Origin of the sequence: Streptococcus atopicus, from assembly GCF_049166725.1 — a bacterium.
GTDB classification, from domain to species: Bacteria; Bacillota; Bacilli; order Lactobacillales; family Streptococcaceae; genus Streptococcus; species Streptococcus hominis.
In genome coordinates, this window is the sequence record NZ_JBMHFC010000003.1 from 101,822 (window position 1) to 127,825 (window position 26,004).

22 protein-coding genes and 2 pseudogenes are annotated in these 26,004 nt (G+C 38.7%); 6 read left to right on the top strand and 18 right to left on the bottom strand.

From position 1 onward, the window contains the following. Positions 1–154 precede the first annotated feature (154 nt). The 8 genes from ACOMA9_RS03035 to ACOMA9_RS03070 all read right to left on the bottom strand — a co-directional run bounded on the left by ACOMA9_RS03035 (position 155) and on the right by ACOMA9_RS03070 (position 8,269). Positions 155–736, bottom strand: coding sequence for a uracil-DNA glycosylase family protein (locus ACOMA9_RS03035; protein WP_003030018.1), 582 nt, complete (start codon positions 734–736; stop codon positions 155–157). Between the two features lie 9 nt (positions 737–745). Next, positions 746–1,603: an SDR family oxidoreductase gene (locus ACOMA9_RS03040; RefSeq protein ID WP_247905793.1), complete on the bottom strand. Its 858-nt coding sequence runs from the start codon at positions 1,601–1,603 to the stop codon at positions 746–748. Between the two features lie 54 nt (positions 1,604–1,657). Then, entirely contained in the window at positions 1,658–3,058 is a 1,401-nt protein-coding gene (gene pepV, locus ACOMA9_RS03045) for a dipeptidase PepV (protein ID WP_330944918.1), read from the bottom strand. Positions 3,059–3,077: 19 nt separating this feature from the next. Continuing rightward, positions 3,078–3,683, bottom strand: coding sequence for a nitroreductase family protein (locus ACOMA9_RS03050; RefSeq protein WP_003041180.1), 606 nt, complete (start codon positions 3,681–3,683; stop codon positions 3,078–3,080). Positions 3,684–3,848: 165 nt separating this feature from the next. Then, positions 3,849–4,256, bottom strand: coding sequence for a hypothetical protein (locus tag ACOMA9_RS03055; protein ID WP_421424626.1), 408 nt, complete (start codon positions 4,254–4,256; stop codon positions 3,849–3,851). 63 nt (positions 4,257–4,319) lie between these two features. Next, the gene (gene uvrC, locus ACOMA9_RS03060) at positions 4,320–6,119 is read right to left on the bottom strand and encodes an excinuclease ABC subunit UvrC (protein ID WP_247906416.1); all 1,800 of its coding nucleotides are present in this window, start codon (positions 6,117–6,119) and stop codon (positions 4,320–4,322) included. Positions 6,120–6,270: 151 nt separating this feature from the next. After that, positions 6,271–8,004 carry a phosphoenolpyruvate--protein phosphotransferase gene (ptsP, locus tag ACOMA9_RS03065; protein WP_151380354.1) on the bottom strand — a complete coding sequence of 578 codons (1,734 nt, stop codon included), beginning with the start codon at positions 8,002–8,004 and terminating at the stop codon, positions 6,271–6,273. 1 nt (position 8,005) lies between these two features. Continuing rightward, positions 8,006–8,269, bottom strand: a complete 264-nt coding sequence (locus ACOMA9_RS03070) for a phosphocarrier protein HPr (protein WP_003023815.1) — start codon at positions 8,267–8,269, stop codon at positions 8,006–8,008. 398 nt (positions 8,270–8,667) lie between these two features. Here ACOMA9_RS03070 and nrdH point away from each other — a divergent pair, with 398 nt between their 5' ends. The 3 genes from nrdH (at position 8,668) to nrdF (ending at position 12,351) form a co-directional block, all read left to right on the top strand. Continuing rightward, the gene (nrdH, locus tag ACOMA9_RS03075; protein WP_003023812.1) at positions 8,668–8,886 is read left to right on the top strand and encodes a glutaredoxin-like protein NrdH; all 219 of its coding nucleotides are present in this window, start codon (positions 8,668–8,670) and stop codon (positions 8,884–8,886) included. Between the two features lie 255 nt (positions 8,887–9,141). Beyond that, positions 9,142–11,301, top strand: a complete 2,160-nt coding sequence (gene nrdE / locus ACOMA9_RS03080; protein WP_330944919.1) for a class 1b ribonucleoside-diphosphate reductase subunit alpha — start codon at positions 9,142–9,144, stop codon at positions 11,299–11,301. 90 nt (positions 11,302–11,391) lie between these two features. Beyond that, positions 11,392–12,351, top strand: coding sequence for a class 1b ribonucleoside-diphosphate reductase subunit beta (gene nrdF, locus ACOMA9_RS03085; RefSeq protein ID WP_106082631.1), 960 nt, complete (start codon positions 11,392–11,394; stop codon positions 12,349–12,351). A gap of 130 nt (positions 12,352–12,481) precedes the next feature. On the opposite strand, the gene ACOMA9_RS03090 is transcribed toward nrdF, so the two are convergent. The 6 genes from ACOMA9_RS03090 to ACOMA9_RS03115 form a co-directional block, all read right to left on the bottom strand. Next, positions 12,482–13,183 (bottom strand): CPBP family intramembrane glutamic endopeptidase, encoded by a 702-nt coding sequence (locus ACOMA9_RS03090; RefSeq protein ID WP_247905799.1) that lies wholly within the window; start codon positions 13,181–13,183, stop codon positions 12,482–12,484. A gap of 152 nt (positions 13,184–13,335) precedes the next feature. Next, the gene (locus ACOMA9_RS03095; RefSeq protein WP_224785079.1) at positions 13,336–14,049 is read right to left on the bottom strand and encodes a DUF3169 family protein; all 714 of its coding nucleotides are present in this window, start codon (positions 14,047–14,049) and stop codon (positions 13,336–13,338) included. Continuing rightward, entirely contained in the window at positions 14,027–14,254 is a 228-nt protein-coding gene (locus ACOMA9_RS03100) for a helix-turn-helix transcriptional regulator (RefSeq protein WP_037607910.1), read from the bottom strand. The genes ACOMA9_RS03095 and ACOMA9_RS03100 overlap by 23 nt, the downstream gene beginning before the upstream one ends. A gap of 189 nt (positions 14,255–14,443) precedes the next feature. Further along, positions 14,444–16,531 (bottom strand): C69 family dipeptidase, encoded by a 2,088-nt coding sequence (locus ACOMA9_RS03105; protein WP_421424629.1) that lies wholly within the window; start codon positions 16,529–16,531, stop codon positions 14,444–14,446. Between the two features lie 192 nt (positions 16,532–16,723). Beyond that, the gene (locus ACOMA9_RS03110; RefSeq protein ID WP_330944924.1) at positions 16,724–17,365 is read right to left on the bottom strand and encodes a DJ-1/PfpI family protein; all 642 of its coding nucleotides are present in this window, start codon (positions 17,363–17,365) and stop codon (positions 16,724–16,726) included. 47 nt (positions 17,366–17,412) lie between these two features. Further along, on the bottom strand, positions 17,413–18,153 hold the full coding sequence (locus ACOMA9_RS03115; protein WP_330944925.1) for a lysophospholipid acyltransferase family protein: 741 nt from the start codon (positions 18,151–18,153) through the stop codon (positions 17,413–17,415). 119 nt (positions 18,154–18,272) lie between these two features. On the opposite strand from ACOMA9_RS03115, the gene ACOMA9_RS03120 reads away from it, so the two are divergent. From ACOMA9_RS03120 to ACOMA9_RS03130, 3 genes are all read left to right on the top strand, one after another. Beyond that, positions 18,273–20,627, top strand: a complete 2,355-nt coding sequence (locus ACOMA9_RS03120; protein WP_330944926.1) for a cation-translocating P-type ATPase — start codon at positions 18,273–18,275, stop codon at positions 20,625–20,627. A 105-nt stretch (positions 20,628–20,732) separates the two neighbouring features. Next, the gene (locus ACOMA9_RS03125; protein ID WP_330944927.1) at positions 20,733–21,479 is read left to right on the top strand and encodes a tRNA1(Val) (adenine(37)-N6)-methyltransferase; all 747 of its coding nucleotides are present in this window, start codon (positions 20,733–20,735) and stop codon (positions 21,477–21,479) included. Then, positions 21,469–21,726 (top strand): GIY-YIG nuclease family protein, encoded by a 258-nt coding sequence (locus tag ACOMA9_RS03130; protein ID WP_003030037.1) that lies wholly within the window; start codon positions 21,469–21,471, stop codon positions 21,724–21,726. Before ACOMA9_RS03125 ends, ACOMA9_RS03130 begins: the two co-directional genes overlap by 11 nt. Positions 21,727–21,759: 33 nt before the next feature. Here ACOMA9_RS03130 and ACOMA9_RS03135 read toward each other — a convergent pair. From ACOMA9_RS03135 to ACOMA9_RS03150, 4 genes and pseudogenes are all read right to left on the bottom strand, one after another. Next, positions 21,760–23,700 (bottom strand): annotated as a pseudogene (locus ACOMA9_RS03135) (glycosyl hydrolase 53 family protein); the annotation flags it as partial. Then, a pseudogene (locus ACOMA9_RS03140) lies at positions 23,691–24,128 on the bottom strand (CAT RNA binding domain-containing protein); the annotation flags it as partial. The pseudogenes ACOMA9_RS03140 and ACOMA9_RS03135, both read right to left, overlap by 10 nt. Positions 24,129–24,382: 254 nt before the next feature. Continuing rightward, positions 24,383–24,916: an isoprenylcysteine carboxyl methyltransferase family protein gene (locus ACOMA9_RS03145; RefSeq protein WP_003041174.1), complete on the bottom strand. Its 534-nt coding sequence runs from the start codon at positions 24,914–24,916 to the stop codon at positions 24,383–24,385. A gap of 98 nt (positions 24,917–25,014) precedes the next feature. Then, complete coding sequence (locus ACOMA9_RS03150) at positions 25,015–25,947, bottom strand: 1-phosphofructokinase family hexose kinase (protein ID WP_151380245.1); 933 nt, start codon at positions 25,945–25,947, stop codon at positions 25,015–25,017. Positions 25,948–26,004 lie beyond the last annotated feature (57 nt).

A 26,004-nucleotide genomic window follows, 5' to 3' on the forward strand; every position in this document is an offset into this window, starting at 1 on the left:
AGAAGCTGGAAAAAAAGTTCCTAGCTTCTATCATTTATGCATTATGTTTGCAAAGCGCAGCGGTTTGGAGAAATTCATTAGGCGCTTCAGTACTAATGAACCACTCTGGTGCAATAAAATCAAAGACTTTTAAATGATTAACTTTTGCTCCACTCTATGAAATAATCTTTTGTACCCGTTCCCTTAAATCAGGGATTACGGTTTCTGCAAACCAAGGATTCTTAGCCATCCAAATTTGATTTCGTGGTGAGGGGTGGACAAGCGGGAAAAATTCTGGCAAGTAGTCTTGATAATGTTTTACCGTATCAGTTAGTTTTACAGTTCCTTTTTGATGAAGATAATATTTCTGAGCATATTGACCAATAAGAATCGTCAATTCAAGATCTGGCAGCAATTCTAAAATCGGCTGATGCCATTTTTCAGCAAAGCCCTTGCGAGGCGGTAAATCGCCTGATTTTCCATGACCTGGGAAATAAAAGTCCATTGGAATCGCAGCAAAATAACCTGAATGATAAAAGGTATCATAGTCAACCCCCATCCATTCACGCAAGCGATCACCACTCTTATCATTCCAGTACAAGCGTGTTTCCTGCGCTTTGATGCCCGGCGCTTGACCGACAATATTAATACGTGCCGTTTTAGGCGCTGCAAAAAGTGGCTCAATTCCTCGCTCGGTATATGCTTGATTTTGTGAATCAGCCATAATAGCTTTCTTAATATCTTCTAGCGTTTCCATTTCTTGCCTCTATTTTTGATAATTTTTCATCGTGTAGCTTTTCAAATCAGTTGCTTGCCGTCCTGTGATTGTCCGAAAATCATCTGTCACAATGTCCAAACAGCCTCGGCTTCCAGCTTGGTAAAGAGAAGCCAGCACAACACCGAAACCTTTTGGTTGGTCATAAAGGACAGCAAATTCCTCAACTGTCACCGGCTGGTAGCTAATCTCGTGACCAGAAACCTCGGACAAAAGATTAGCCAGCTCCAACATTGTGTAATTGCGTTCTTGAGTCAAAACATACGTCTTTCCCTGTAGGACAGGCGACATAGCCAGTTTGACAATAGCTTCTGCACTATCTTCTCGCGAAATAAAGCTCATTTTGGCATTTTCCATTGGATAGATGACCGTCTTGCGCTCTATTAACTCAGGTAAATAAGGTACCAATGGATCAGCATACATAGCATTTTTGATAATGCTGTAAGAAAATCCAGCTGATGCTAGACGAGTATTGGCATAAGCAAAGAAAGCTGCCATGTGAAATGGACTATTGACTTGATCGGCGAAAAATCCAACAAAGATAAAGTGCTTAACCCCAGCTCTTTCTGCTGCAATGACCGAATTTTCAAATTCTGGCACACGCACAATACTTGGATGGGAAATACTTGGAATGTAAATCAAAACATCCGTTCCACGCCAGGCCTCGACCATAGAATCCACATCTAAATAATCAGCTGCTCTAACATCAATCCCTGCTGTTACATATTGACTTGCTTTTTTGGGACTTCGAACAGATAGCCGAATTTCATTAGAATTTAAATGTTCTCGTGCTTCAGCAACAACCTTTTGCCCCAATTGACCTATCGCACTCGTAATGGTGTAAATCATAATTGTTCTCTTTCTTTGAAAGAAACTCAACTATTTCTAGCTGAGTTTATTTGTTTATTTAATCAGTTCATAAATTGCTTCAGCATAAATAGCTGCTGCACGGAAAAGATCTTCCACATCTATAAATTCATTTGCTTGATGCATGGTATCTGTATAGCCTGGGAACATAGCGCCATAAGCAACACCGCGTTTTAAGAGACGACCAAAGGTTCCTCCACCAATGATTTGTTCATGACCTTTCAGCCCTGTTTGCTTTTCATACACGTCCAAAAGCGTTGTCACAAGTGGATCTTCCATTGGAACATAATGAGGAACATGCTCGTGCTCTGACAATGTCACTTTCTCCACAGGCAAGTTTTCCAATTTAGATTTGATCACTTCTGGATTGGTTCCTTGTGGATAGCGGAAATTAAGGGCAATGGTGTTGTCATCACTTGCTTCATCAAAGCGGAAGACCCCTGCATTCATAGAAAGAGCGCCCATTTTTTCATCTACATAATCCACTTTCAGAGCTTTTCCTTCGTGGTCTTCTAAAAGAATGTTTCCTGCCACTTCAAGATAGTCTTTAGCAGAATCTGCAAAATCAAACTGGGTCAAGAATTTTGCCAGATAAGTCGCACCATTGACACCGGATTGTGGAGAGGCTCCATGAGCAGACTTCCCAACAATCGTAACTGTTAATTGACCGCTCGGTAATTCTTGGTATTGAAATCGAAGTTCGTGTTCCTTTGCAAATTCGTCCAATTTATCTACAAGATTTGGCACATTTCCTGATACTACTGCTGTTGCAGATTCAGGAACCATATTTTCACGAAGTCCGCCAGTAAAACTATGCAAGCGCGCAGCTCCGCCATTTTCTCCTGCAAAATGAAGATATTCGGTGATGTTTCCTTTTTCACCATTGATAATCGGAAATTCTGCATCTGGCGAAAAGCCAAAGTCTGGCTCTGGCAGACCAACGTGTTTGAAATAATAGTCCATATCAGCCCAGCCGGATTCCTCATCTGTACCAACTACAAAACGAACCTTCTTAGATGTCGGCAAGCCTAATTCTTTGATAATTTTCAGTCCATAATAGCAAGCCATCGTCGGCCCTTTATCATCGCTCGCACCACGCGCAAATAATTTACCTTCCTTGATAGTTGGCGTATAAGGATCTGTATCCCAGCCGCTTCCAGCCGGCACAACATCCATATGCGCAAAAATTCCAAGCACTTCTTTTCCTTCGCCATATTCAAAATGCCCTGCATAATTGTCAACATTTTTCGTTGGATAGCCATCACGCGCAGCTAGTTCTAAGAATTTTTCCAAAGCCTTAACAGGTCCAGGCCCAAAAGGATGTTCTTTATCTGCTTTCGTGTCATCTCGCTCAGAGTTAATTTCCAAAAGGCTAAACAAGTCATTCAACAGAGCATCGCGACGTTTTTCAACTTCTGCTTTAAAATCAATCGTCATAAAATCAGATTCCTTTCTATCAACGTTTTTCAATAATCTCATCCACTGGCAAACGATAACTTGGCTCCAGTTTGTCGTCTGTGTAACCAACGGTAATTAAAAGTTCTGGACGGAAGCGTTCATCAATATCTAGCACTTGATTGACTTTCGACTTATCAAATCCAAGGATAACATTGGAACCAATTCCTTGGTCAGTCAATGCTAAAACAAGATTCATTGCCACCAAACCAGCATTTAAAGCCAAATAATCGCTTTTTTGCTGCTCAGAATAATGCCCATATTCAACCGGTAAATTTTGCATATAATATTGCAACAATTCGTCGGACATATTATTGACCCCAGCTACACGAGCAATTTTCCGAGCTCGTTTAACTAAGTCTGTATCTGTAAAAAGAGCAATCGTCACGGGTGCTTCTGTGATTTGGTCTTTGTTTGCACCGAAAGCAATCTCAGCCAACTCTGCATTTTTCTCACGCACAACTACAAATTTCCAAGGCTGGCTATTGTGAGCACTTGGTGCTAAAGTTGCAATTTCAATCGCCGTCCGCACATCTTTCGGATCAACTGCTTTATCATTGAAATGCTTCGTTGCATGACGCTTTTTATTTAATTCAAGAAATTTCATAGGGACTTTCCTTTTCTTATTATACTAATTTCATTTTACCATAAATTGGAAGAGCTTGCAGAGGTTTGAGTAAAATACTCCAACAAAATCCTACTGCTCTAACTCTATTTTTTATTATTCTCTTCAATCATTTTTCTAACCTCCGTACGTTGTTTAGCATCAAGATTACTCTTTTCTGACTTTACCTGTTCCATCCTTTAATTTATTATCTTTCTCCTTTACTTCATTTTGGTCTAATTCTTTTACTATATCTAAAAGTAAATTAAATCCAGACTTCTCATAATCAAAAACATACTTTGATATTTTTTCTTCTTTTTTTGAGAAATTTTCTGACTTACCAATATCTTTATACTTTTGTAAAAGGTGATAATCTGCAGTCATAATCTTTATAAATACATCATCTTCACTTCCAAGTTCGGGAATATTTTTCTGTACCCATTCTTTCAAATCCCTCTTAAAATCTTTGTACTTAGAAAAATTCATTTTCTTATATAATTCCAAGCAAATCTTTTCAACAGCAACTGGATTCGATTTTTCTATTGGTATCACAACAAGCACCTCATTATTTTCCACTAGTCTCCCAATTATACCACAAAAGGTCGCTAACGCGACCTTGCATTGGTAGTGAATTCATCCTCAGTCTTTTAACTCTGCCTGAGGTTCTGCAGGATTGAGTTTTCTCTGCACAGCCTCCGCCACTTTTCGCGGTACACCCACTTCGACAATTTCATCCACGCTGGCTTTTTTGATGTTGGTCAAGGATTTAAAGTGTCGCATCAGATTTTGCTTGCGCTTGGGTCCTAGCCCCTCAATACCATCCAATTGCGAAGAAAAGGAGTTTTTTGAGCGAAGCTGGCGATGAAAGGTGATAGCAAAACGATGAACTTCATCCTGAATACGTTGCAGGAGGAAAAATTCCTGCGAATTGCGAGACAATTCGACCACTTTCAAAGGATCGCCAAAGAGCAATTCATGCGTCTGGTGCTTGTCGTTCTTTTGCAAACCAGCGATAGGAATATCTAACCCTAATTGATTTTGAATGACGTCTTTAGCAATATTGACTTGACCCTGACCACCGTCAATGACAATAAGATCAGGCGGTATTAAACCATCGCGCATGACTCGGCTATAGCGACGCTTAATCACTTCTCGCATACTAGCATAGTCATCAGGACCGATAACTGTCTTAATCTTATACTTGCGATAATCCTTTTTGCTGGGTTTCCCATTGATAAAGACCACCATAGCTGAAACAGGACTGGTTCCCATAATATTGGAATTATCAAAGGACTCAATCCGAACTGGGGTGGGAATATTGAGCAACTGACCTAGATTTTCGATAGCTCCTTGCGTTTTTTCAACAGATTTCTCCAACAAATCAAACTTCTGCTGCAAACTAACTTGCGCATTTTTAATAGCCAAATTAACCAGCTGTTTCTTCTCTCCTCGCTGAGGTTTGAGAATCTTCGTATCTACCACAGCCTGAACAGCTACGTCATCAATATCAGACGGAATCAAAATTTCATTGGGAATCAGATGAGATTTTTCCTGATAAAATTGACCAATATAGGTCAGAAAATCCTCATCGGGATCATTGTAGTAAGGAAACATATTCACGTCTCGCTCAATGAGTTTTCCTTGACGGACAAAGAACACCTGCACACACATCCAGCCTTTGTCTACATAATAACCAAAGACATCCCGATTCTGCAAATCCTTCGCCATGACTCGTTGTTTAGTGCGAAGCGTCGCAATGCTTTGAAGCAAGTCGCGGTACTCAGCCGCTTTTTCAAACTCCATTTTCTCAGCCGCACTAGTCATTTTCCTTTTCAGCTCATCAATAATCTTATCATCATGCCCTTTGAGAAAGTCTGATACTTCTTGAGCCATATCCTGAAAGAAATGGGGGCCATTATGGCAGATAGTGTGAGCTCGGCACTGCCCGATGTGGTAGTAGAAACAAACCTTCTCAGGCGGATTGGTGCATTTGCGAAAAGGAAAAATCCGATCCAGCAAGCGCTTAATTTCATTAGCAGCACCTACATCAGGATAAGGTCCGAAATACAAACCACCGTCTTTCTTGACCTGACGCGTAATAATTAGACGCGGATATTTCTCATTAGTAATTTTGATAAAAGGGTAGGACTTATCATCCTTGAGCATGATGTTGTACTTAGGCTGATTTTCCTTGATGAGATTGATTTCAAGCAGCAAAGCTTCAATGTTAGACTCCGTGACAATAAACTCAAAATCCTCAATCTCAGATACCAGCGCTTCGGTCTTAGTATCATGGCTCCCACGAAAATAAGAGCGCACCCGATTGCGCAAATTCTTAGCCTTACCTACGTAAATAATGGTACCATTTTTATCTTTGTGAATATAGCAACCTGGACTGGTTGGTAGCAATTCTAATTTTGATTGAATCAAGTTATTCATAATTATCATTATAGCAAAAATGAGCAAAAGGAAGTAAAAAGGAACACAGAAAGCCTAAATGATTTGCAATATAAAGAAAGAGGACAACAACGCCCTCTTTCAATAACTGAGATTCCAATTGTCTTAATTGACAATGGTCTTCGTTTCGATATTATTCAAAATCAAGATATTCTTTTTCAAGTTCAAGAACTTCTTCCATCGTTGCACATTCTGTAAGAGCACGTTGAGCGAGTTCTTGCATCTTCTTCGTATCCAATTTCTTCATCAAGCTACGTGTACGAAGAACAGATGTTGCACTCATTGAGAACTCATCCAGACCGATACCAACTAGAAGTGGAACAGCGGTTTGGTCACCTGCCATTTCACCACACATACCAGCCCACTTACCTTCAGCGTGAGCAGCTTTGACCACTCGATCCACTAAGCGAAGGATAGAAGGATTGTATGGTTGGTACAAGTAAGAAACTTGTTCATTCATACGGTCAGCAGCCATTGTGTATTGAATCAAGTCATTGGTACCAATTGAGAAGAAGTCAACTTCTTTTGCAAATTGGTCAGCAAGCATTGCTGCCGCTGGAATTTCAATCATGATACCAACTTGAATATTGTCCGCAACTGCCACACCCTCTGCAAGCAATTTAGCTTTTTCTTCTTCCAAAATGCCTTTTGCTGCACGGAATTCAGTCAATAAAGCAACCATTGGGAACATGATACGCAATTGTCCATGCACAGATGCACGCAAAAGTGCACGTAATTGTGTGCGGAACATTGCATTGCCTGTTTCAGAAATAGAAATACGAAGAGCACGGAATCCAAGGAACGGATTCATTTCTTTTGGCAAATCAAAGTAAGGAAGTTCTTTGTCTCCACCGATGTCCATTGTACGGACAACAACTGGTTTGCCATTCATTCCTTCCAAGACAGCCTTATAAGCTTCATACTGCTCATCTTCTGTTGGGAAATCTTGCGAATCCATATAAAGAAACTCAGTACGGTAAAGCCCGACAGCTTCTGCGCCATTTGCATTCACACCTTCGACATCTTTAGGTGTACCGATATTTGCAGCCAGTTCAAAATGTTTTCCGTCAGCTGTTACTGTTTCAGCATCTTTCAGCAAATCCCATTCAGCTTTTTGCTTTGCATAGGCTTCACCCGCTGCTTTAAAATCTGCAACTTGTTCTTCTGTTGGATTGATAATAACCTCACCAGTAATTCCATTCACGGCAACTGTATCACCGTCTTTTACTAATTCGGTAATATTATTTGTTCCAAGAACCGCAGCAATTTCAAGAGTACGAGCCATAATAGCCGAGTGGCTTGTACGTCCACCAATATTGGTTACAAAAGCTTTAACAAAGTTTTTATCTAATTGAGCGGTATCAGAAGGAGTCAAGTCATGGGCAATCACAACTACTTCTTCATTAATCATAGCAGGGTTTGGCAAGCGTACACCAAGCAAGTGAGCCAACACACGTTTGGTCACGTCGCGAATATCTGCCGCACGTTCTTGCATGTATGGATTATCTTCCATATTTTCAAAGAGAGTGATAAACATGTCTGTTACTTCTTTCAGACCTGCTTCAGCATTCACTTTTTTTGCACGAATTGTTTCTTTAATCTGACCAATCATTTCTGGGTCAGAAAGTACCATTAAGTGAGCATCAAATACTTGAGCTGCTTCTTCTCCAAGGCTTTCTACTGCTTTCTCACGGATAACAGAAAGCTCGTTCTGTGAAGCTTCAAGAGCTACATCCAAACGAGCCTCTTCTGCATTTGTATCTTCGACTGAAGCAGTCTCAAATGATAAATCCGGTTGAACAAGTAGATATGCCTTAGCAACAGCAACACCGTCAGATGCTGCAATTCCTTTTAGCATTTCTGTCATGTTAAGCCAATCCTTCTTTTGTCATTGTTTCTGCGATTGCTACAATTGCATCATCAGCGTCTGCACCTTCTGCAGTAATTGTTACATCAGCCCCTTGACCAACACCAAGGCTCATAACACCCATGATTGATTTAAGGTTTACTGATTTACCTTTGTATTCAAGAGTAATATCTGAAGCAAATTTGCTAGCAGTTTGAACTAACAAAGTTGCTGGACGTGCGTGAATACCTGTTTCTGCCACAATGTGGAAATCTTTAGAAGCCATAGTTTGACTCTCCTTTAATGTAATCTTTTTGGGGTCTCATGTGATAACCCTTACAATTCTAGATTATAACATCTTTGTAAAATTTTTTCAAGAATTTTATGTGTATTCAGCAAGTCTTTTTTATGAGAATTACTGAAATTTCATTAAAACGAGATTTTCACTATCCAATTGATTGACACATTTTTAATCCATTGTTCCCTAAGGAAAGCTTAGTCTAACGAAGCCCAAAACAGGAGCTCATCCTATCTTTTTCTTTTTTCCAATGAAACACTATATCTAGTATCATGGTATTTAAAACCCCAAAACAAAACACAATATTTAGAACATAATAGTTGACAAAATTCCCTGCTTTGGATATACTAATTCCATACTGAATTTAAAGAAATTAGGAGTTCATTATGGTAACTATTTATTCAAAAAATAATTGCGTTCAATGCAAAATGACAAAACGCTTCTTAGACACTAACCATGTAGAATATCGTGAAATCAATTTGGACGAACAGCCTGAATACATCGATCATGTGAAAAGCTTAGGCTTTAATGCTGCTCCAGTCGTTCAGACTCCAACGGAAGCATTTTCCGGTTTTCAACCAGGTAAATTGAAAAAATTATCATAATTTATGACATGTACCTAATGGGAGAAATGGTTAAAATTGCGATAACTGGACAAGACCTTCTCCGTTCACTTTTTATACTCGGAAAAGTACCTTTGATGAAAACTTTGTTTTCTTCGTTCACCACCTCAACACTTTTCAAAACTGTTGAGTAACTTTGTGGGGGGAGACCACGAACTAAAATTTTCAATTTTTAGTTCTTGCCCACCCCTCTTTCTTTTGCCAAACACCAAACCTAACATTTAGAAAAGGAATACTATGGGACTCAAACAATTAGAAGATGTGACGTATTTCCGTCTCAATAATGAAATTAACCGTCCAATCAACGGACAAATTATGCTTCACAAAGATAAGGAAGCCTTAGAAGCATTCTTTAAAGAAAATGTTGAACCAAATACGAAAAAATTCTCTTCTATCACAGAAAAAATTCACTATTTAATCCAAGAAAACTATCTAGAAAAGGAATTTATCCAGCTTTATTCACCTGAATACATTGAAGAGCTAGCCGCCTTCATTCGTGATCAAGATTTTCATTTTAAATCTTTCATGGCAGCTTATAAATTCTACAATCAATACGCTCTCAAAACAAATGACGGTGAATATTACCTTGAAAGCATGGAAGATCGCGTTCTGTTCAACGCGCTCTATTTTGCCAATGGTGATGAAGCAATTGCCAAAGATATTGCCAATGAAATCATTCACCAACGGTATCAGCCTGCCACTCCAAGTTTCTTAAATGCCGGACGTGCTAGGCGTGGTGAATTAGTTTCTTGTTTCTTGATTCAAGTCACTGATGATATGAATTCAATCGGTCGTTCTATCAATTCAGCTCTGCAATTATCTCGGATTGGCGGTGGCGTTGGGATTTCCCTCAGTAACCTGCGGGAAGCGGGTGCCCCTATCAAAGGTTATGAAGGGGCTGCTTCTGGTGTAGTACCAGTTATGAAGCTCTTTGAAGACAGTTTTTCGTACTCTAATCAATTAGGTCAACGTCAGGGAGCCGGTGTTGTTTATCTTAATGTCTTTCACCCAGATATTATTGCTTTTCTTTCAACTAAGAAAGAGAATGCCGATGAAAAAGTACGGGTAAAAACCCTTTCTTTAGGTGTTGTCATTCCAGATAAATTTTATGAATTGGCTCGCAAGAATGAAGAAATGTACCTTTTTAGCCCTTATTCTATTGAACGGGAATATGGCGTTCCATTTGCCTACATTGACATTACCGAAAAATATGACGAATTGGTTGCCAATCCTAAGATTAGTAAAACGAAGATTAAAGCTCGTGATTTAGAAACTGAAATTTCCAAGTTGCAGCAGGAATCTGGCTATCCTTATGTAGTTAATATCGATACTGCTAATCGTGCGAATCCAGTAGACGGCAAGATTATCATGAGCAATCTCTGCTCCGAAATCCTGCAAGTCCAAGAACCAAGCCTCTTGAATGACGCTCAAGAATTCGTTCGTTTAGGAACAGATGTTTCTTGCAATCTCGGCTCTACCAATGTGGTTAATATGATGACTTCGCCAGATTTTGGTAAGTCTATCCGTACCATGACACGTGCGCTGACATTTGTTACAGACAGTTCTCACATCAAAGCTGTTCCGACTATTGACCACGGCAACAGCTTAGCTCACACTTTTGGGCTAGGTGCCATGGGCTTGCACAGTTATCTGGCTCAACAATTGATTGAATACGGATCAGCTGAATCTGTTGAGTTTACCAGCATTTACTTTATGCTCATGAATTATTGGACACTTGTTGAGTCCAATAATATTGCCCGCGAGCGCGAGGTGGTTTTCCATAACTTTGAAAAGTCTGATTATGCAAATGGTTCATACTTTGACAAATATGTGACCGGTGAATTTGTACCAAAATCTGACCGAGTGAAAAAACTCTTTGAAAATATCTTTATTCCTTCTGCAAAAGATTGGACTGAGCTACGCGAGAAAGTCATGACAGACGGTCTTTATCACCAAAATCGCTTAGCTGTTGCACCGAATGGCTCTATCAGCTATATCAATGATGTATCTGCTTCTATCCACCCAATTACACAACGCATCGAAGAACGCCAAGAAAAGAAAATCGGAAAAATATACTACCCAGCAGCAGGACTGTCAACTGAGACGATTCCTTACTATACTAGCGCTTACGACATGGATATGCGCAAGGTCATTGATGTCTATGCAGCAGCGACTGAGCATGTAGATCAAGGACTATCTCTGACCCTCTTTATGCGCAGCGACATTCCACAAGGACTCTACGAATGGAAAACCGAATGCAAACAAACGACACGCGACCTGTCTATCCTGCGCAACTATGCCTTTAACAAGGGCATCAAATCAATCTATTATGTCCGTACCTTTACAGATGACGGCAGCGAAGTTGGAGCCAACCAGTGTGAGAGCTGCGTGATTTAACGAGAATTAAAATTTCTAAAAGCCTTTCAGAACAAATTTAAACTATCTGTAAACAATAAGAATCAACTGGAATAAAAGAAAGTAATCAACATGAAAACCTATTATAAAGCCATAAACTGGAATGCCATTGAAGATGTCATTGACAAATCTACTTGGGAAAAACTGACCGAGCAGTTCTGGCTCGATACACGAGTCCCCCTCTCCAACGATTTGGACGACTGGAGAAAATTATCACCTGAAGAAAAAGACCTTGTTGGTAAGGTCTTCGGCGGATTAACATTATTGGATACGATGCAATCCCAATCAGGTGTCGAAGCTATCCGAGGAGATATTCGCACACCTCATGAAGAGGCTGTGTTGAATAACATCCAATTCATGGAGTCTGTTCACGCTAAGTCGTATTCATCTATTTTCTCCACCCTTAACACGAAATCAGAAATTGACGAAATTTTTGAATGGACCAATACAAATCCTTATTTGCAAAAGAAAGCAGAAATTATCAACGAGATTTACCTCAATGGAAATGCTCTTGAAAAGAAGGTTGCCAGTGTCTTTTTAGAAACCTTCCTCTTCTACTCTGGTTTCTTTACTCCGCTCTACTATCTTGGAAATAACAAATTAGCCAATGTAGCTGAAATCATCAAATTGATTATCCGCGATGAATCTGTCCACGGAACGTATATTGGCTATAAATTCCAATTAGGCTTTAACGAATTACCAGAAGAAGAGCAAGAAACATTCCGAGAGTGGATGTACGACCTGCTCTACACCCTCTATGAAAATGAGGAAGGCTACACAGAAACCTTATATGACGGTGTCGGCTGGACAGAAGAAGTCAAAACTTTCCTTCGTTATAATGCTAATAAAGCTCTCATGAATCTTGGTCAAGACCCACTTTTCCCTGACACGGCTGATGACGTCAATCCGATTGTCATGAATGGTATTTCAACCGGAACTTCTAACCACGACTTCTTTTCTCAAGTCGGAAATGGTTATCTTCTTGGTGAAGTTGAAGCCATGCAAGATGATGATTACAATTACGGGTTATAAAATATCAATTAACAAAAATAACATCTAATAACACAAAAACACGAATGAAGCAAGACCAGCAAGTAGCTGAAACTAAAATCGTTCGTGTTTTTATTATATTATTGTAAATGATTGTACTATTTTTACATCGCTATCGAAACATCGCAAACAGCATAACGAGAGCTGCTGGTGTGTTGTTTAAAATATGCACAGCTATTGAATCTTTCAGATTTCCTCGACGTGCAAAGACAGCATAAAGCACTAATCCCATGGCAAAATAAAGTGGAAACTCTGTCCATTTTGAGATATGAGGAAGTGCAAAAATGATAGATATTATGATGGCTGCTGATATTTTTTGATCTTTCTCAAAGAAAAAGATTGTCGCAAAACCACGGAATACTAATTCTTCAATCACCGGAGCTATTATTGCAACAGTTACTACATATAACAGAGCAAAAAAGATATGATTAACAGACATAATTTTTCCTAGACTTTGTAAAGCACTATCGTTACTGGTCGTACTTTGCCCTGTTAAAAAGATGTTTAGATAAGTTCCTAAAACCGCTACTACTCTTGCTGCTAAAAAGAACAACAATGCTTTCCCAAAATCTCCCCAAGAAAATGACAGGACTTTGATATCCTCTGAGACATGTGTCTGGTATCTCCTCCATAAAGTGCGGATAGCAAAAAACATGAGCACAAGGTAGGCTAACACCAGTAAAATTTCTATATACACGGGCAAATCTTGCCCTCTAGCTAGAAACAACATAGGAATGCCATTGATAGCCATGACTAAGACAATCAGTCCCAATAATTTTACAATTCCAAGTCCAATATGGGCTATTTTTTTCATTAAAATTCTCCTCGTATAACTAGTTATATTTCATAAGATTGGGACAGAACTTATCTTGAAAAATTTAAGTTCGTAGTCCCACTCTCAATCACCTACCACGTCATTCACTTATCACTAAATGAGATAGAGTCAGAGATACTTTTTGACCAGCCTTATTTAAAGTATTTCTTTATCATAGAAATATTTACTACATTGATGTAGAGGTGGATAAAGACCACGATTGCAATAGGAAGGTATTGAACTTCACGTAATAGAAGCGAAATAGTGAACAGGAGGATGTAAAACGCTGGCAAAATGAACTGATTTAACTGAAAAAGAATCTTAAAGCTCTGCTCATAATGTGCTTCTCTTTCTGCTTCATCATAGGTCTTCATCAAGGCTAAAACATCTTCAGGAAATGTAACGATTGGCAATTTAAAATGCCGAACCTGCTCAATTGTCTTTTGGAGACAATATTGTCCATATAGAATAAAAGTAAGTGCTACATAAGGAAATAAACTGCCTGTAATCAAAACACTATTTTTAGTAATGAATACATTAAATGATGTTAGTATATCAAAAATCGTCAAGATTGTCACAACGTCTAATAAAATAGTACCATATTCCAGATTTTTGAACATCTTCTGATAAAGTTGTTCATTTAATTCATCTCCATTTGTTGACTGCTTTTGAATTGTTCGACTAGACTGTAGTAAATAAATCGTCATGCAGAATAAAAGCAGATTGAGCACACGAATAATCCAACCCCAAAGTATGCTATTTAAAAAGATTGGAAAATGGAAATTTCCGAGCCAACTACTTGCTACAAAAATTCCTAGCAAAACACTCACTACTAGTAAACCACTAATTTTCATCCATTTTTTCATCGCTATTCTCCTTTAGATAAAATACATTTTCTACGTTTTCTCCAAAAATATGTGCAATCTTCAAGGCAATGATGACAGACGGAGCATACTCTCCCCGCTCAATCAAACTGACGGTTTGTCGAGAAACTCCTGCTTTTTTAGCCAACTCTGTTTGATTCAACCTATCTCGCGCTCGAAGTTCTTTTAATCGATTTTCCAGCTTCATATGCTCCTCTCCTTTCATCTCTATTGTAACTCATTCGTGTCACTTTGTCAACTATTATTGTCAAAAATAATATTATCATTGTCAATTTAATGTAGAAATTTATTCAATTCATATAAAAATCCCCCAAAGTTAGTTTTGTATCCAACTTTGAGGGAATTCTTCAACATGATGTTGATTTTCTTGCTTCAACTAGTCACTATTCTTTTTTGAACGTTTTGCTAAGATGAAGATGACAACTCCTAAAATGACAATTCCTACTAAACCAAGGAAGGTTACTTTTTCACCAGTTGACGGAAGGAAGCCACGTTTATTTTGTTTTGGCGTTTCTTTGACAACTTTGTAATTCACTTTGTAAGTAGAGAAGTGTGTTGTTTTAAAGCTAATCGTTTGATCTTTGTTGAGAACAAAATCAAATTTTTCCGCTTGCTTGCCGTCTTTCATAGCATAAACAGAATCCACCGTAGCACCTTGCTTCACTGGTACTGTCACTACTGTTGAACTGACTTGTGACACTGCTTCGCCTTTTGGATTGGTCAAGGTAATGTCATAGCTATCTGCGTTTTCTTCAATCGTCTTTTTAACTGCTAATTTGAGATTAGCTTTCACCAAATCTGCATTTTGCAAGCGAACCCCTGTGGCTGTATCCACTAAGGTATCAGAAGTTTCGCTTGGTTTAGGTTTTTCAGTATCTGATGAACTAGATGTAGACGTTTCATTTGTACTTGACGAAGATTGAGATTGAGATGTAGACGAAGTTGAAGATGACTCACTTGTACTTGAAGATGGTTCTGAGCTAGAGCTTGGTGGCGTTTGCTCATTTTTAATCTTTTCTTCCATTTCAGCTTCTAGAGCTTTCATTTCTTTAAAGACTTCCTCTGCACGCGCCATACTAGACGCAGTCACTTCTTCTGACGAAGCTCCACCTGCAGCTGCGTATTGTTCATCTAATTTGGCTTGTTCTTCAATCAATCGTGCTTCCAAAGCTTTCCATTTTTCTTGAATGCTATTGCCAAATAATTTTTGATGTTTGGCTGCCATATCGTAAATGTGTGACGCAACCCAGTACCAAGAATTTTTGTCGTACTTCGTTGTATCAACTTGATAAGCAGCATAAGTATTGTTGATATTTCCATAGTATGGCAAGTATGGTGCAAATCGAGGACTACCAACAGAAAGCCACATTGTGCCACCACCCATGCTGGCAGGGATATTATCTTTCAATTGGAAGATATGGGCTTCCATTACATTTGGATTGCCAAGAGGATATTTGTAGACTGGATCTACTTTTCCACGTTGAGGAATGCCTTTCCCGTCCAATTCCATTTGATCAAGGGGCTTAAATGGCGTTCCTTCAAAACGGTTCCGCTGCATCCGCATCACATCTGCAACGCTGATTTTTTTATTGCTAGATTGCAACAAATCAAAATATTTATCATCATAATTGACTGGTGCGTCTGGGTTCAAAGCCTTAATACCAGCCCAAGCCCGTGAACGATCAGCTTCTGCCATTGGCGGATTGTAAGATTGGGAAATATGGAATTTACCATCGATTTCCTTATAAGAATTAGCATCACGCGCTACTTTTTCCACATTTTCTGAGGCAATAACATTTTCCTTATCATTAAAATCAACACTTCCTAAGAAGAAGGTATTAGGGAAAATACTGTATTTGTCGTCTGGATATTTAATGGCAACATATTGATGACCAGACAAGATTTCCATGTACCAGACACCTGTCTTATCTGCAATTGTCACAATGTTCCCTTCGGCAGCTCCTTGCTTTCTGACAATTTCTGCGATGAGCTCCACACCTTCACGAGCTGTTTTGACATGTGGCAAGACAACCGTTGTCATAATGGATTCTGCTAAACCTTTTTCCACATAAGGATCAACTTTCTGGATAGCTTTATTCGCTTTAGCTGATACTGTAGCAGAAATGGAAACTCCATGCTCATTGAAGCCTACTTCATCAAAAATACCTTCTTTTGGTGTAACATCCGAAACAGAAGTATATTTATAGCTATGTGCGGGTAATTGCCATTCAAAGCCATTGGCTTCATCAATCAGCTTTTCTCCCGCTTGATTGTCCTTGGCTGGATGAACTTTAAAGACTTTGTTATGATTAGGCTCCAAATCCTCTGTACGACCATACAAAGTAGAGCCGTCTGCCGTCAAGTTCTTCCCGACAATGAAACCTGTACAGGCTTCTACTGCTTGAAAAGGAAAGAGCATAAGAGCAGATAACAGAATTGTTAAGCGAAAAATCAATTTTTTCATATATTTCTCCTTTTATGATTGCATGTTGAATACATCAACTTTTAAGAGTGAGCATCACTCTTATCACCTTTTTAAACCGTATACCTTAAATTTAGTATACTATTTTAAGTCTATTTTAGCAAGCGCTTTCATGTATGTTTTGTGTGTTTAGGTTCTTTTTATCTCAAAATTCATAGTAAAAAAACCAGAAAATCATTTCTGGAATTTTTGTTCATATCGTAAAATTTCTTGCAGTATTTCTTGATAATCAGTTGTCTCTAAATGATACGTTAACTCTTCGGGAGTGTAGGAATTTTTTCTCAAAAAGAAATCGCTCGGCACTTCTAATCCTAAAGCATCCAAAACGGTCTGAGAAAATTCTACATAAGCAAACCCAATGGCTGTAATAACATTCTTATCTTTTACAACAGGCTGATGGAGAAAATTTTCTTTTTCCAAAAAAGAAAAATACTCTACCAACTCCATATACAGACCACCTGTGTAATACCGGCTTCTCAACAAACCAGCTTTTCCTAAAAACATAGGAGATGAGGAAATAGCCGCTACTATCGTCCGCTTTGTGTCTACCCTCTTCAAAAAAGAGATTAGTCTGAAATCATAAAGGCTAACAAATGGCTCTAGTGTGCCTGGCAATATGATACAATCATACTTTACATTTTGTACTTCTGCAAAAGTAAAATCTGGAATAACTTGCAATCCTTCTTCACTCGTATAGACTTTCTTTTCTGAAGCAAGATAATCCAAAGATTGTCCAAAAGAAAGACAAAGCGTTGATGTCAAAGTTGTGATTTCCTGCAATGAACATGCTGGATACAGCAAAACTGCTATTTTCATAGATGCTCCTTCTAGAAAAGGTGCGACATGCTTCTTTTACAAGATTTTTATTTCCTATGTTTATCAGGATCCCAAACGAAACTTGCGATGAAACTGAAAGCAAATGTTAGTAAGCCAACAACAATTGACAGTAGCAGAGCGATCAAACGGGGGAGTAGCAATAATATATTTGAATTTTTCTTCACTTGAAGTGCCGCTACTTCGGCATCTAAGCGATTAAATTCTGTCTGAATACGACGTGCGACTTCTTCCACACCCTCGTCATTCATCTTTTTGATATCTGAAACATCAATAGGTTGTCCAAAATCCATGTCTACACGTTCGCCTTTTGCTAAACCTTTCAGACTCATCGGTCCTACATAAACAACTGGAAGAATGCGTACCTTTGCCATTTTAGCAATCAGTGCAACGCCACCTTTCACATCTGTCGAATGTCGGCTTCCACTTGGAAACATAATCAAAGACCGATTGCTTGATTTCAACATCTTGACGGGGTATTTAATAGCAGATGCTCCTGGATTTTCACGGTCAATTGGAAATGCGCCACACATGCGAATCCACCAGCCGAAAACGCGATTTGTGAACAGTTCTTTCTTTGCCATAAAGATAAATTGCTTGGGCCTTGTTGCAAAAGCCATGTAAACAGGATCCCACCAAGTACGGTGCGGTGCTACCAAAATATAATTTTCCTCTTGATCCGGAATATTCTCCAAATGATGGTAGTGCGCATTGCCATTTAAAGCCCATAAAATCAACATCACCAATCTTCTTAAATATCTATAAAACATAGGCTCTCCCTTCTTATCCTTTTCATTATACCTTATCCAATGCCCACTCGCAAACTTTTTTTGCTTTAAAACTGTTACAGCTGAATGGATTCTATTAGAAATTTTACTAAAAAAATGGTATGATTATCCTCATGAACATGAAAGAATTTACGGGATTAACCCACCAGCAAGTCCAAGAAAAAATTTCACAAGGACTCACCAATGATTTTACAGTCAATACAAGTATCAGCACTTGGCAAATCATCAAGCGTAATGTTTTTACGCTATTTAATGCGTTAAATTTTGCAATCGCTGTCGCTCTCGTTTCTGTTCAAGCATGGAGCAACTTAGTTTTCTTCGCTGTTATCTGCTTTAATGCTTTTTCTGGAATTGTCACCGAATTGCGCGCCAAGCACATGGTTGATAAGCTCAGTCTCTTAAATAAAGAAAAGATTAGTGTTATCCGTAATGGGCAAACCACATCTATTAATCCAGAAGAATTGGTTCTAGGTGATGTGATTCGTTTGAACGCAGGTGAGCAAATTCCAAGCGATGCAACTGTTTTAGACGGTTTTGCAGAAGTAAACGAAGCTATGCTGACAGGAGAAAGTGACCTCGTCCAAAAGGAGATTGGGGATCAACTGCTCTCAGGAAGTTTTCTTGTCAGTGGTCATGTAATAGCTGAAATTACTCATGTCGGAGCTGACAATTATGCCTCTAAGCTCATGCTAGAGGCTAAAACCGTTAAACCAATCAATTCTCGCATCATGAAATCCATGGACAGAATTGCAGGTTTCACAGGGAAAATCATTATTCCTTTTGGAATTGCACTCTTTCTAGAAGCACTTTTGGTAAAACACTTGCCTGTCAAAGATTCGGTTGTCAATACTTCGACAGCTCTTCTGGGAATGTTGCCAAAAGGAATTGCACTTTTAACAATTACCTCGCTTTTAACAGCAGTCATCAAGCTGGGCTTGCGAAAAGTCCTCGTACAGGAAATGTACTCCGTTGAAACGTTGGCTCGTGTTGATATGCTCTGTCTTGATAAGACAGGCACCATTACACAAGGAAAAATGCACGTCGAAACAGTCAGCCCGCTCACAGAAGATTTATCAGAACAAGCAATCTCTGAAATTCTTAGCGCTTATATCGCTGCAAGTGACGACAACAATCCGACTGCTCAAGCAATCCGTAAACAATTTACAAGTCCTTCTAATTACCAAACGAGTAACACTATTCCATTTTCTAGTGACCGTAAATGGGGAGCTATGGAAATGTCGGACTTAGGTACTGTCTTTCTCGGTGCGCCTGAAATGCTCTTTAACAAAGAGATTGAGGTTGCCCAAGCAGCCCAACAGCGTGGTTCGCGTGTACTCGCTTTAGCCATTAGTCCTGAACGCATTGACCATAAACACATTCACTTACCAAGTAGCATTCAACCCATTGCCATTTTAGAAATCACAGATCCGATTCGTGACGGAGCAGCTGATACTTTGGAATACTTACGCTCACAAGAAGTTGGCTTAAAAATCATATCAGGTGACAATCCAATTACTGTATCAAACATTGCTGCAAAGGCAGGTTTTTCAAACTACCAAAGTTATGTTGATTGCTCAAAAGTAACGGATCAAGAGTTGATTGATCTGATAGAAACGACTGCTATTTTTGGCCGCGTTTCTCCTCATCAAAAGAAACTTATCATTCAAACCCTGAAAAAAGCAGGGCATACCACAGCTATGACCGGTGACGGAGTCAATGATATTCTAGCCTTACGGGAAGCAGACTGTTCCATTGCCATGGCTGAAGGGGATCCTGCAACACGACAAGTTGCCAATCTCGTTTTGCTCAATTCTGACTTTAACGATGTCCCTGAAATTCTCTTTGAAGGACGCCGCGTCGTTAATAACATCGCCCGCATTGCACCGATTTTCCTCATTAAAACAACCTATTCGTTCATTTTGACAATCATTTGTATTTCTAGTATTCTGTTGGGACGAGCAGAATGGCTCTTAGTCTTTCCATTTATCCCCATTCAAATCACCTTGATTGACCAATTTGTTGAAGGTTTGCCGCCCTTTGTCCTCACCTTTGAGCGAAATATCAAACCTATTGAACAAGATTTCCTTAAAAAAGCAATTTTCAAGGCGCTACCTAGCGGGCTAATGGTCGTCTTTAGCGTTTTATTTGTCAATATTTTTGGTGGACTGCATGGCTGGTCACAGGTGGAAATCTCAACTTTACTTTATTATTTATTAGGCTCTATCGGCTTTCTATCTGTTGTTCGTGCCTGCCTGCCACTTAATCTCTGGCGGATTCTGCTGATCCTCTGGTCACTCATTGGCTTCTTTGGAACAGCCATTCTTCTACAAAAATACATTGAAATCGCTACTCTAACCAGCAATAGCTTCCCTGTCTACATTATTCTGATGATTCTCTTTACAATTACTTTTATTGTCGTGACACACATACAGAACAAACGGGAGCAAAGTTTATAAATCTTAAGAATAATACCTACAGGCAGTAAGAAAAACCGTACATTTTTGTCTTACTGCTTATTTTTGTTACTTCTTTTCCTCTACATCATGATATAATAAGGATATATGGCAGAAATTCTTTTAAAAGACGGTGAGCGAATCAATCAGCTCTTTTCTACTGACGTCAAAATTATTCAAAATCGAGAGGTCTTTAGCTACTCAGTAGATAGCGTGCTCCTCTCTCGCTTTCCAAATTTACCTAAGCGTGGTCTTATCGTGGATCTTTGTGCTGGAAATGGTGCCGTTGGGCTTTTTGCAAGCACCCGAACCAAGGCTCAAATCATAGCAGTTGAAATTCAAGAGAGACTGGCAGATATGGCAGAGCGCTCTATTGAGCTAAATGGCTTAACCCACCAAATGCAGGTCATTCAGGATGATTTGAAATATCTCACCCACTATATCGACGGTAGTAAAGTGGACATGATTTTATGCAATCCGCCTTATTTTAAAGTGGATGAACATTCTAATCTCAATGCAAGCCGACATTATCTACTTGCACGGCATGAAATTGCGACCAATCTGGAAGAAATCTGTCAAATTTCCCAACGGGTCTTGAAATCCAACGGACGCTTAGCAATAGTTCATCGTCCCGAACGATTCCTTGATATTGTTGACACTATGACTGCTCACAATTTAGCACCAAAACGCATTCAATTTGTTTACCCAAAGACAAATCGAAAAGCCAATATGCTCCTCATTGAAGCTATCAAAGATGGTTCCCGTGACGGGCTAAAAATCCTGCCACCGCTTTTCATTCATAATGAAGATGGCAGCTACACTCCAGAAATTCATGAGATTTACTATGGAAACTAAAGCCTATATGTATGTTCTGGAATGTGCCGACGGCTCTCTCTACACAGGGTACACGACTGATGTTAAAAAACGACTTTATACGCATAATACTGGAAAAGGCGCCAAATACACGCGTACACGATTACCCGTTACTCTTTTGTATCAAGAAGAATTTCCCGACAAACCTTCTGCCATGTCAGCCGAAGCCCTCTTTAAAAGAAAAACACGACAACAAAAATTAGAATATATTGCAGACAAGAAAAAGTAGAAAGCGGGAGGTCTTTCTACTTTTTTCAATGATTTATTGGTTATTTTTCTTAGAAATGACAGCAATAAAGACACTCAGAAAAACAACACCGATACCAGCTAAATATGACATGCTAGTCCCTGTACTTGGTAATAATTCTTTGGTTTTAGTTAATTTTTTGTCACTTGTAGTAGGCAAAGTTTCCTTGTTCCTATTCGTTTGAGAAAACTTCCCATTTTTATTAGACGAATCAGAATCTGTCAACCCAGCATGGGAGTTTTCTCCTTTTTGTTCTTTGCTATTAGAATTTTCCTTTGTTTTTTTGCTATCTTCATGCTGAACATTAGATGAAGATTGATTTTCTAGTGGTACAAGGGCTTGAATAGCAGTCTGTAATGCTTCACATTCTGCATCAATCTCTTCTTGTGTCGCATCATCTTTTTGTAAAATAGCTTGTGCTTCTTCTACTTGTTCTTTTAAGTTCGCAAGTGAATCCTTTGTATAATGCATAGTTTCCGCTAATTTTTCTTTTGCCGAAGAAAGAGTGGTTCCCAACTTTGTCTTATCTACTCCTTCTTTGGTTAAAAGCAAATCGTCAATTGTTCCCCATGAACCTTTATTTGCTTTCACAAATACTCCCAGTGTCACCTCGGTCTCTTTTGTTAATGTAAAGCTCAATTTCGCTGTCTGCCAATTTGACCAACCAGCTAGTTTGATTTTTTCACTTTGAACATTTACTGCCTCAGCACGAGCAAAAGCATAAATATCTTCAGAGCCATTCGTATCACCACCTTGAATTTGGGCAGAAAATTGATAAGTTCCTGCTGGAAGTGTTATCTTTCTTTCAACGCCAGTTGTATAATCGCTTGTGCCATTGTAGAAATTCATGGCATACTTGCCTGTTTTAGGCGTGTCTTGTCTACGCTTGATAAAATCGTTAAAAGTATAATCTGAAAGATCTTCTTCCTCAAAGCTAGAATTTGATAACAAACTCTCTTGCAGCTCTGCTTCTTCATTCTTATCATATTTTAGATTTGTATTCAACCCAGTATAAACATATTTAAATGTCGCAAGTGATGGCAAAGCTTTTCCTGTAAAATCAAACAATGCTTGATTATCCCATTCAGAGCCACCGTAATTTTCCTGATTAACATTTGGATCATACCCAATGACGGCACTAGAAGCCCAGCCCGAACCGTATTTTTCCCAAATAGGTGTATTTACTTCTTTTCCTTTGGAACTAACCGGTGTCCAAGCTGGTTCCCAATAAAAGATGCCTAATGCACTTGCTTTATTGGCTGCATCAATGACATCTCGTAAGGCATGCGATTGCCCTTGAATAGAGGCAGGATAGCCACCTACCAGCATTTGATTTTGTGTTCGGATAACATTTTGTTGACCATCTCCATCTTCTAATGTATAGGCATAAGAAGTCTCTGCTACAAGTGTCTTTTTCCCATACTTTTCGGTCACTGTCTTTAAAACTGAAGTCAGATTATCTAAATTACCATGCCAAAAACTATAATAACTAGTAGCAAACACATCATAATCAATATGGTGATCTGATAAACCTTTTGCGTAATTCAGTATCGTTTCCGTTTTATCTGGATTGGTAAAATGAAAAGCAATCAATATAGTTGCATCCACTTCTCGCACTGCTTTGGCGCCTGCTGCAAACAACTGATAGCGTTCCTCTCCTGCTTCACCTGCTATCCCACTACTCGTTGTTTCATTACCAACTTGAACCATTCCTACATTTACACCAGCTGCTTTTATTTTTTCAAGGCTAGCTTTGGTGTATTGATATAAAGCCTCTGATTTTTCAGACACATTCATATTTGTCCAATCTTTTGGTGGAACTTGACGTCCTGGATCAACCCAAAAATCTGAATAATGAAAGTCCACTAGTAGCCGCATACCATGTGCTGTAGCTCGTTTTCCAATCTCAATCGCCTTTTCTATATCGCTATTTCCAGCGCCATAACCATGTCCGTTTTTTCTTTTAAAATCACCAAAGCATGCTCAGCAATTTTGTACTCCGTCGGATATTGCTCCGACATATCCGGCAAGTGATTACTTTTATAAGTATTTCTTTGCAGCGCTTGATAACTACAATAAATATGATCTGTCAAAGTTACATAGATGTACTCTTGAACTGGAAATTGGAACTGTTGAATACCATAATCAATAATTTCATAACTAGTCGTGATAAAGTCCAAGGGAACATCTTTTAACAAAGCAGAAAAGTTTTCGCGCGATTCTTCACTTTTCAGTTGAAAGACTTTTTCTACTCGTTCTTCTGCCAACAAATCCCCTTTTTTCTTTTTAAAAATGATACCGAGCCCCATGACAACAGCCTGTTCACCACTTTCATTTTTGACCACCGCAACATTATTATTTAGTGGCTGGACAATTCGAAACATTTGTGTCCTCCTTTCTAACAATCTTTTTGTAAAACATAAAAAAACCATAAACAAACCAAGATTTTTTACTTGGGTCATTTATGGTCTCGCCTAATTTCTTAGTTACAATCCATGTTTTATTTAACTTTATGAATAGAGTTTAACACATTTTCAAACTTTTGTAAACCCTTTCTTACTTTATTTTTTAAAAATTTATATAAAATGGATAATTTGTATAAATTTAAAATCTTTCATTCTATACTTTAAAAAATAGCTTACTTCTGTGCAATACCATTTGGGATAATGACTTCTTTGAGTAATTTCTCTTCTTCCTTGATGCGATTATACAAAACTACCGCATATAGAGGAAATAGAATACAAAATGAAATTAGTGCATGACAAAGTAATGCTAAACCAATCAACTCTGGAACGATGTTCAAGAAATAATTGGGATGTTTCACATAGCGGAAAAGCCAGTGATCAACAAATTTATGATTCTTAACCAGCATTAATTTTACAGTCCAAATTTCACCTAAGAGCTGTGTCACAACATAGAGCATAAACATTGAAAATAGCAACAGTCCAAATCCTATAGCACTAAGCGCGTCAAACCGAACCTGACGTATCGTAGCTTCAGCAAAGCAAGAAAGGTAAAATAAAATGTGAAGAATAGTGATATACTTGGTATTTTGCACGCCATATTCGCGCCCACCATTTGCCAATATCGCTTTCTCATTCTTCATCGATATTTTTAGAAATACCAACCGAAATACAAATACCGCTAAAACAATAAGTCCTGATAAAGTCATACGACCTCCTTATAATAAAATAATCTATTTTATTATATAAAGAGGGGATTTTCTAAGTCAATACATTCAAAAAATATCATATAAACTGTAGAAAGAAATTACAAAGTCGTTAGTTTAATTTCGTCTACAATTCGTTTTACATCGGCTAGGTCTACTTTTGGAGTCCATTGCAGGCAGTTAGCTGTTGCATAAGCACAGGCACGAATGACAGTTTCTCTATCAACTCTCCCCCTACTTTCTAAAGCATGGCAGAGACTTCCAAGGAAAAAGTCGCCTGATGCAATAGGATTTTTGACATGAATTGCTGGAAACGTCAGTTGGAAAATATCATCCTGCAGGCGTGCTACGACTCCTTTTCCTCCCATTGTCACAATGAAATAGGGGATTTCATCATATTCTTTGAGAAGTTTCGCTACTTCTTCTGCGGTTTCAACTGGACATCCTGTTAATTCTGCCAATTCTTCATCATTAATTTTTACAATATCAGGCTGCGCTGAAAAAGCTGCTTTTAGTGCGGCACCGCTTGTGTCTACTACTAAATTCACATCTTCTGGCAAAAGACAACCAATTTGTGCAATATAATCATCTGGCATCCCTTTCATCAAAGAGCCAGAAAACACAACGCTATCGCTAGGTTGAATGTGCTTTATAAGATTTGTGGTGAATTGTTCTAATAAATCCTTATTCAGCTCAAATCCAGCTTCATACACAAGATAGGTCTTTCCTAATTCTGTATCAATCATAATTGTACAAGTACGCGTATTTTTATCAACCTCTGTCACAACAAGCGGAATACCATCTTCTTCATTTAATTGCTGAATATATTCGCCCATTTTGCCACCTAACATTGTATGAATGCAAAAATTTCCTTGCTCTTCACCTTTCTCGCGGTTTAAGACATAAGCAACATTAAAACTCTTTCCGCCAGCATTCTCATGCACTTGATTTGGTCTGTTGACCACATCTTCTTTAAAATGACTAAGTAAAACTGTCCGATCCAAAGCTGGATTTGGACAAACTAAATGAATCATGTTTCTTCCTTTCTTTTTTTCAATCAAAAGCCAGACTATTTCAAAAGGAATAGCCCA

Bases quoted from the DNA above. Each gene is read 5' to 3' on its own strand.
- nrdF (WP_106082631.1), top strand. From the start codon at position 11,392: ATGAAAACCTATTATAAAGCCATAAACTGGAATGCCATTGAAGATGTC.
- ACOMA9_RS03130 (WP_003030037.1), top strand. From the start codon at position 21,469: ATGGAAACTAAAGCCTATATGTATGTTCTGGAATGTGCCGACGGCTCT.
- ACOMA9_RS03125 (WP_330944927.1), top strand. From the start codon at position 20,733: ATGGCAGAAATTCTTTTAAAAGACGGTGAGCGAATCAATCAGCTCTTT.
- ACOMA9_RS03105 (WP_421424629.1), bottom strand. From the start codon at position 16,531: ATGAAAAAATTGATTTTTCGCTTAACAATTCTGTTATCTGCTCTTATG.
- pepV (WP_330944918.1), bottom strand. From the start codon at position 3,058: ATGACGATTGATTTTAAAGCAGAAGTTGAAAAACGTCGCGATGCTCTG.
- ACOMA9_RS03145 (WP_003041174.1), bottom strand. From the start codon at position 24,916: ATGACTTTATCAGGACTTATTGTTTTAGCGGTATTTGTATTTCGGTTG.
- nrdH (WP_003023812.1), top strand. From the start codon at position 8,668: ATGGTAACTATTTATTCAAAAAATAATTGCGTTCAATGCAAAATGACA.
- ACOMA9_RS03050 (WP_003041180.1), bottom strand. From the start codon at position 3,683: ATGAAATTTCTTGAATTAAATAAAAAGCGTCATGCAACGAAGCATTTC.
- ACOMA9_RS03100 (WP_037607910.1), bottom strand. From the start codon at position 14,254: ATGAAGCTGGAAAATCGATTAAAAGAACTTCGAGCGCGAGATAGGTTG.
- nrdE (WP_330944919.1), top strand. From the start codon at position 9,142: ATGGGACTCAAACAATTAGAAGATGTGACGTATTTCCGTCTCAATAAT.
- ACOMA9_RS03070 (WP_003023815.1), bottom strand. From the start codon at position 8,269: ATGGCTTCTAAAGATTTCCACATTGTGGCAGAAACAGGTATTCACGCA.
- ACOMA9_RS03115 (WP_330944925.1), bottom strand. From the start codon at position 18,153: ATGTTTTATAGATATTTAAGAAGATTGGTGATGTTGATTTTATGGGCT.
- ACOMA9_RS03120 (WP_330944926.1), top strand. From the start codon at position 18,273: ATGATTATCCTCATGAACATGAAAGAATTTACGGGATTAACCCACCAG.
- ACOMA9_RS03090 (WP_247905799.1), bottom strand. From the start codon at position 13,183: ATGAAAAAAATAGCCCATATTGGACTTGGAATTGTAAAATTATTGGGA.
- ACOMA9_RS03150 (WP_151380245.1), bottom strand. From the start codon at position 25,947: ATGATTCATTTAGTTTGTCCAAATCCAGCTTTGGATCGGACAGTTTTA.
- ptsP (WP_151380354.1), bottom strand. From the start codon at position 8,004: ATGACAGAAATGCTAAAAGGAATTGCAGCATCTGACGGTGTTGCTGTT.
- ACOMA9_RS03095 (WP_224785079.1), bottom strand. From the start codon at position 14,049: ATGAAAAAATGGATGAAAATTAGTGGTTTACTAGTAGTGAGTGTTTTG.
- ACOMA9_RS03035 (WP_003030018.1), bottom strand. From the start codon at position 736: ATGGAAACGCTAGAAGATATTAAGAAAGCTATTATGGCTGATTCACAA.
- ACOMA9_RS03040 (WP_247905793.1), bottom strand. From the start codon at position 1,603: ATGATTTACACCATTACGAGTGCGATAGGTCAATTGGGGCAAAAGGTT.
- ACOMA9_RS03110 (WP_330944924.1), bottom strand. From the start codon at position 17,365: ATGAAAATAGCAGTTTTGCTGTATCCAGCATGTTCATTGCAGGAAATC.
- uvrC (WP_247906416.1), bottom strand. From the start codon at position 6,119: ATGAATAACTTGATTCAATCAAAATTAGAATTGCTACCAACCAGTCCA.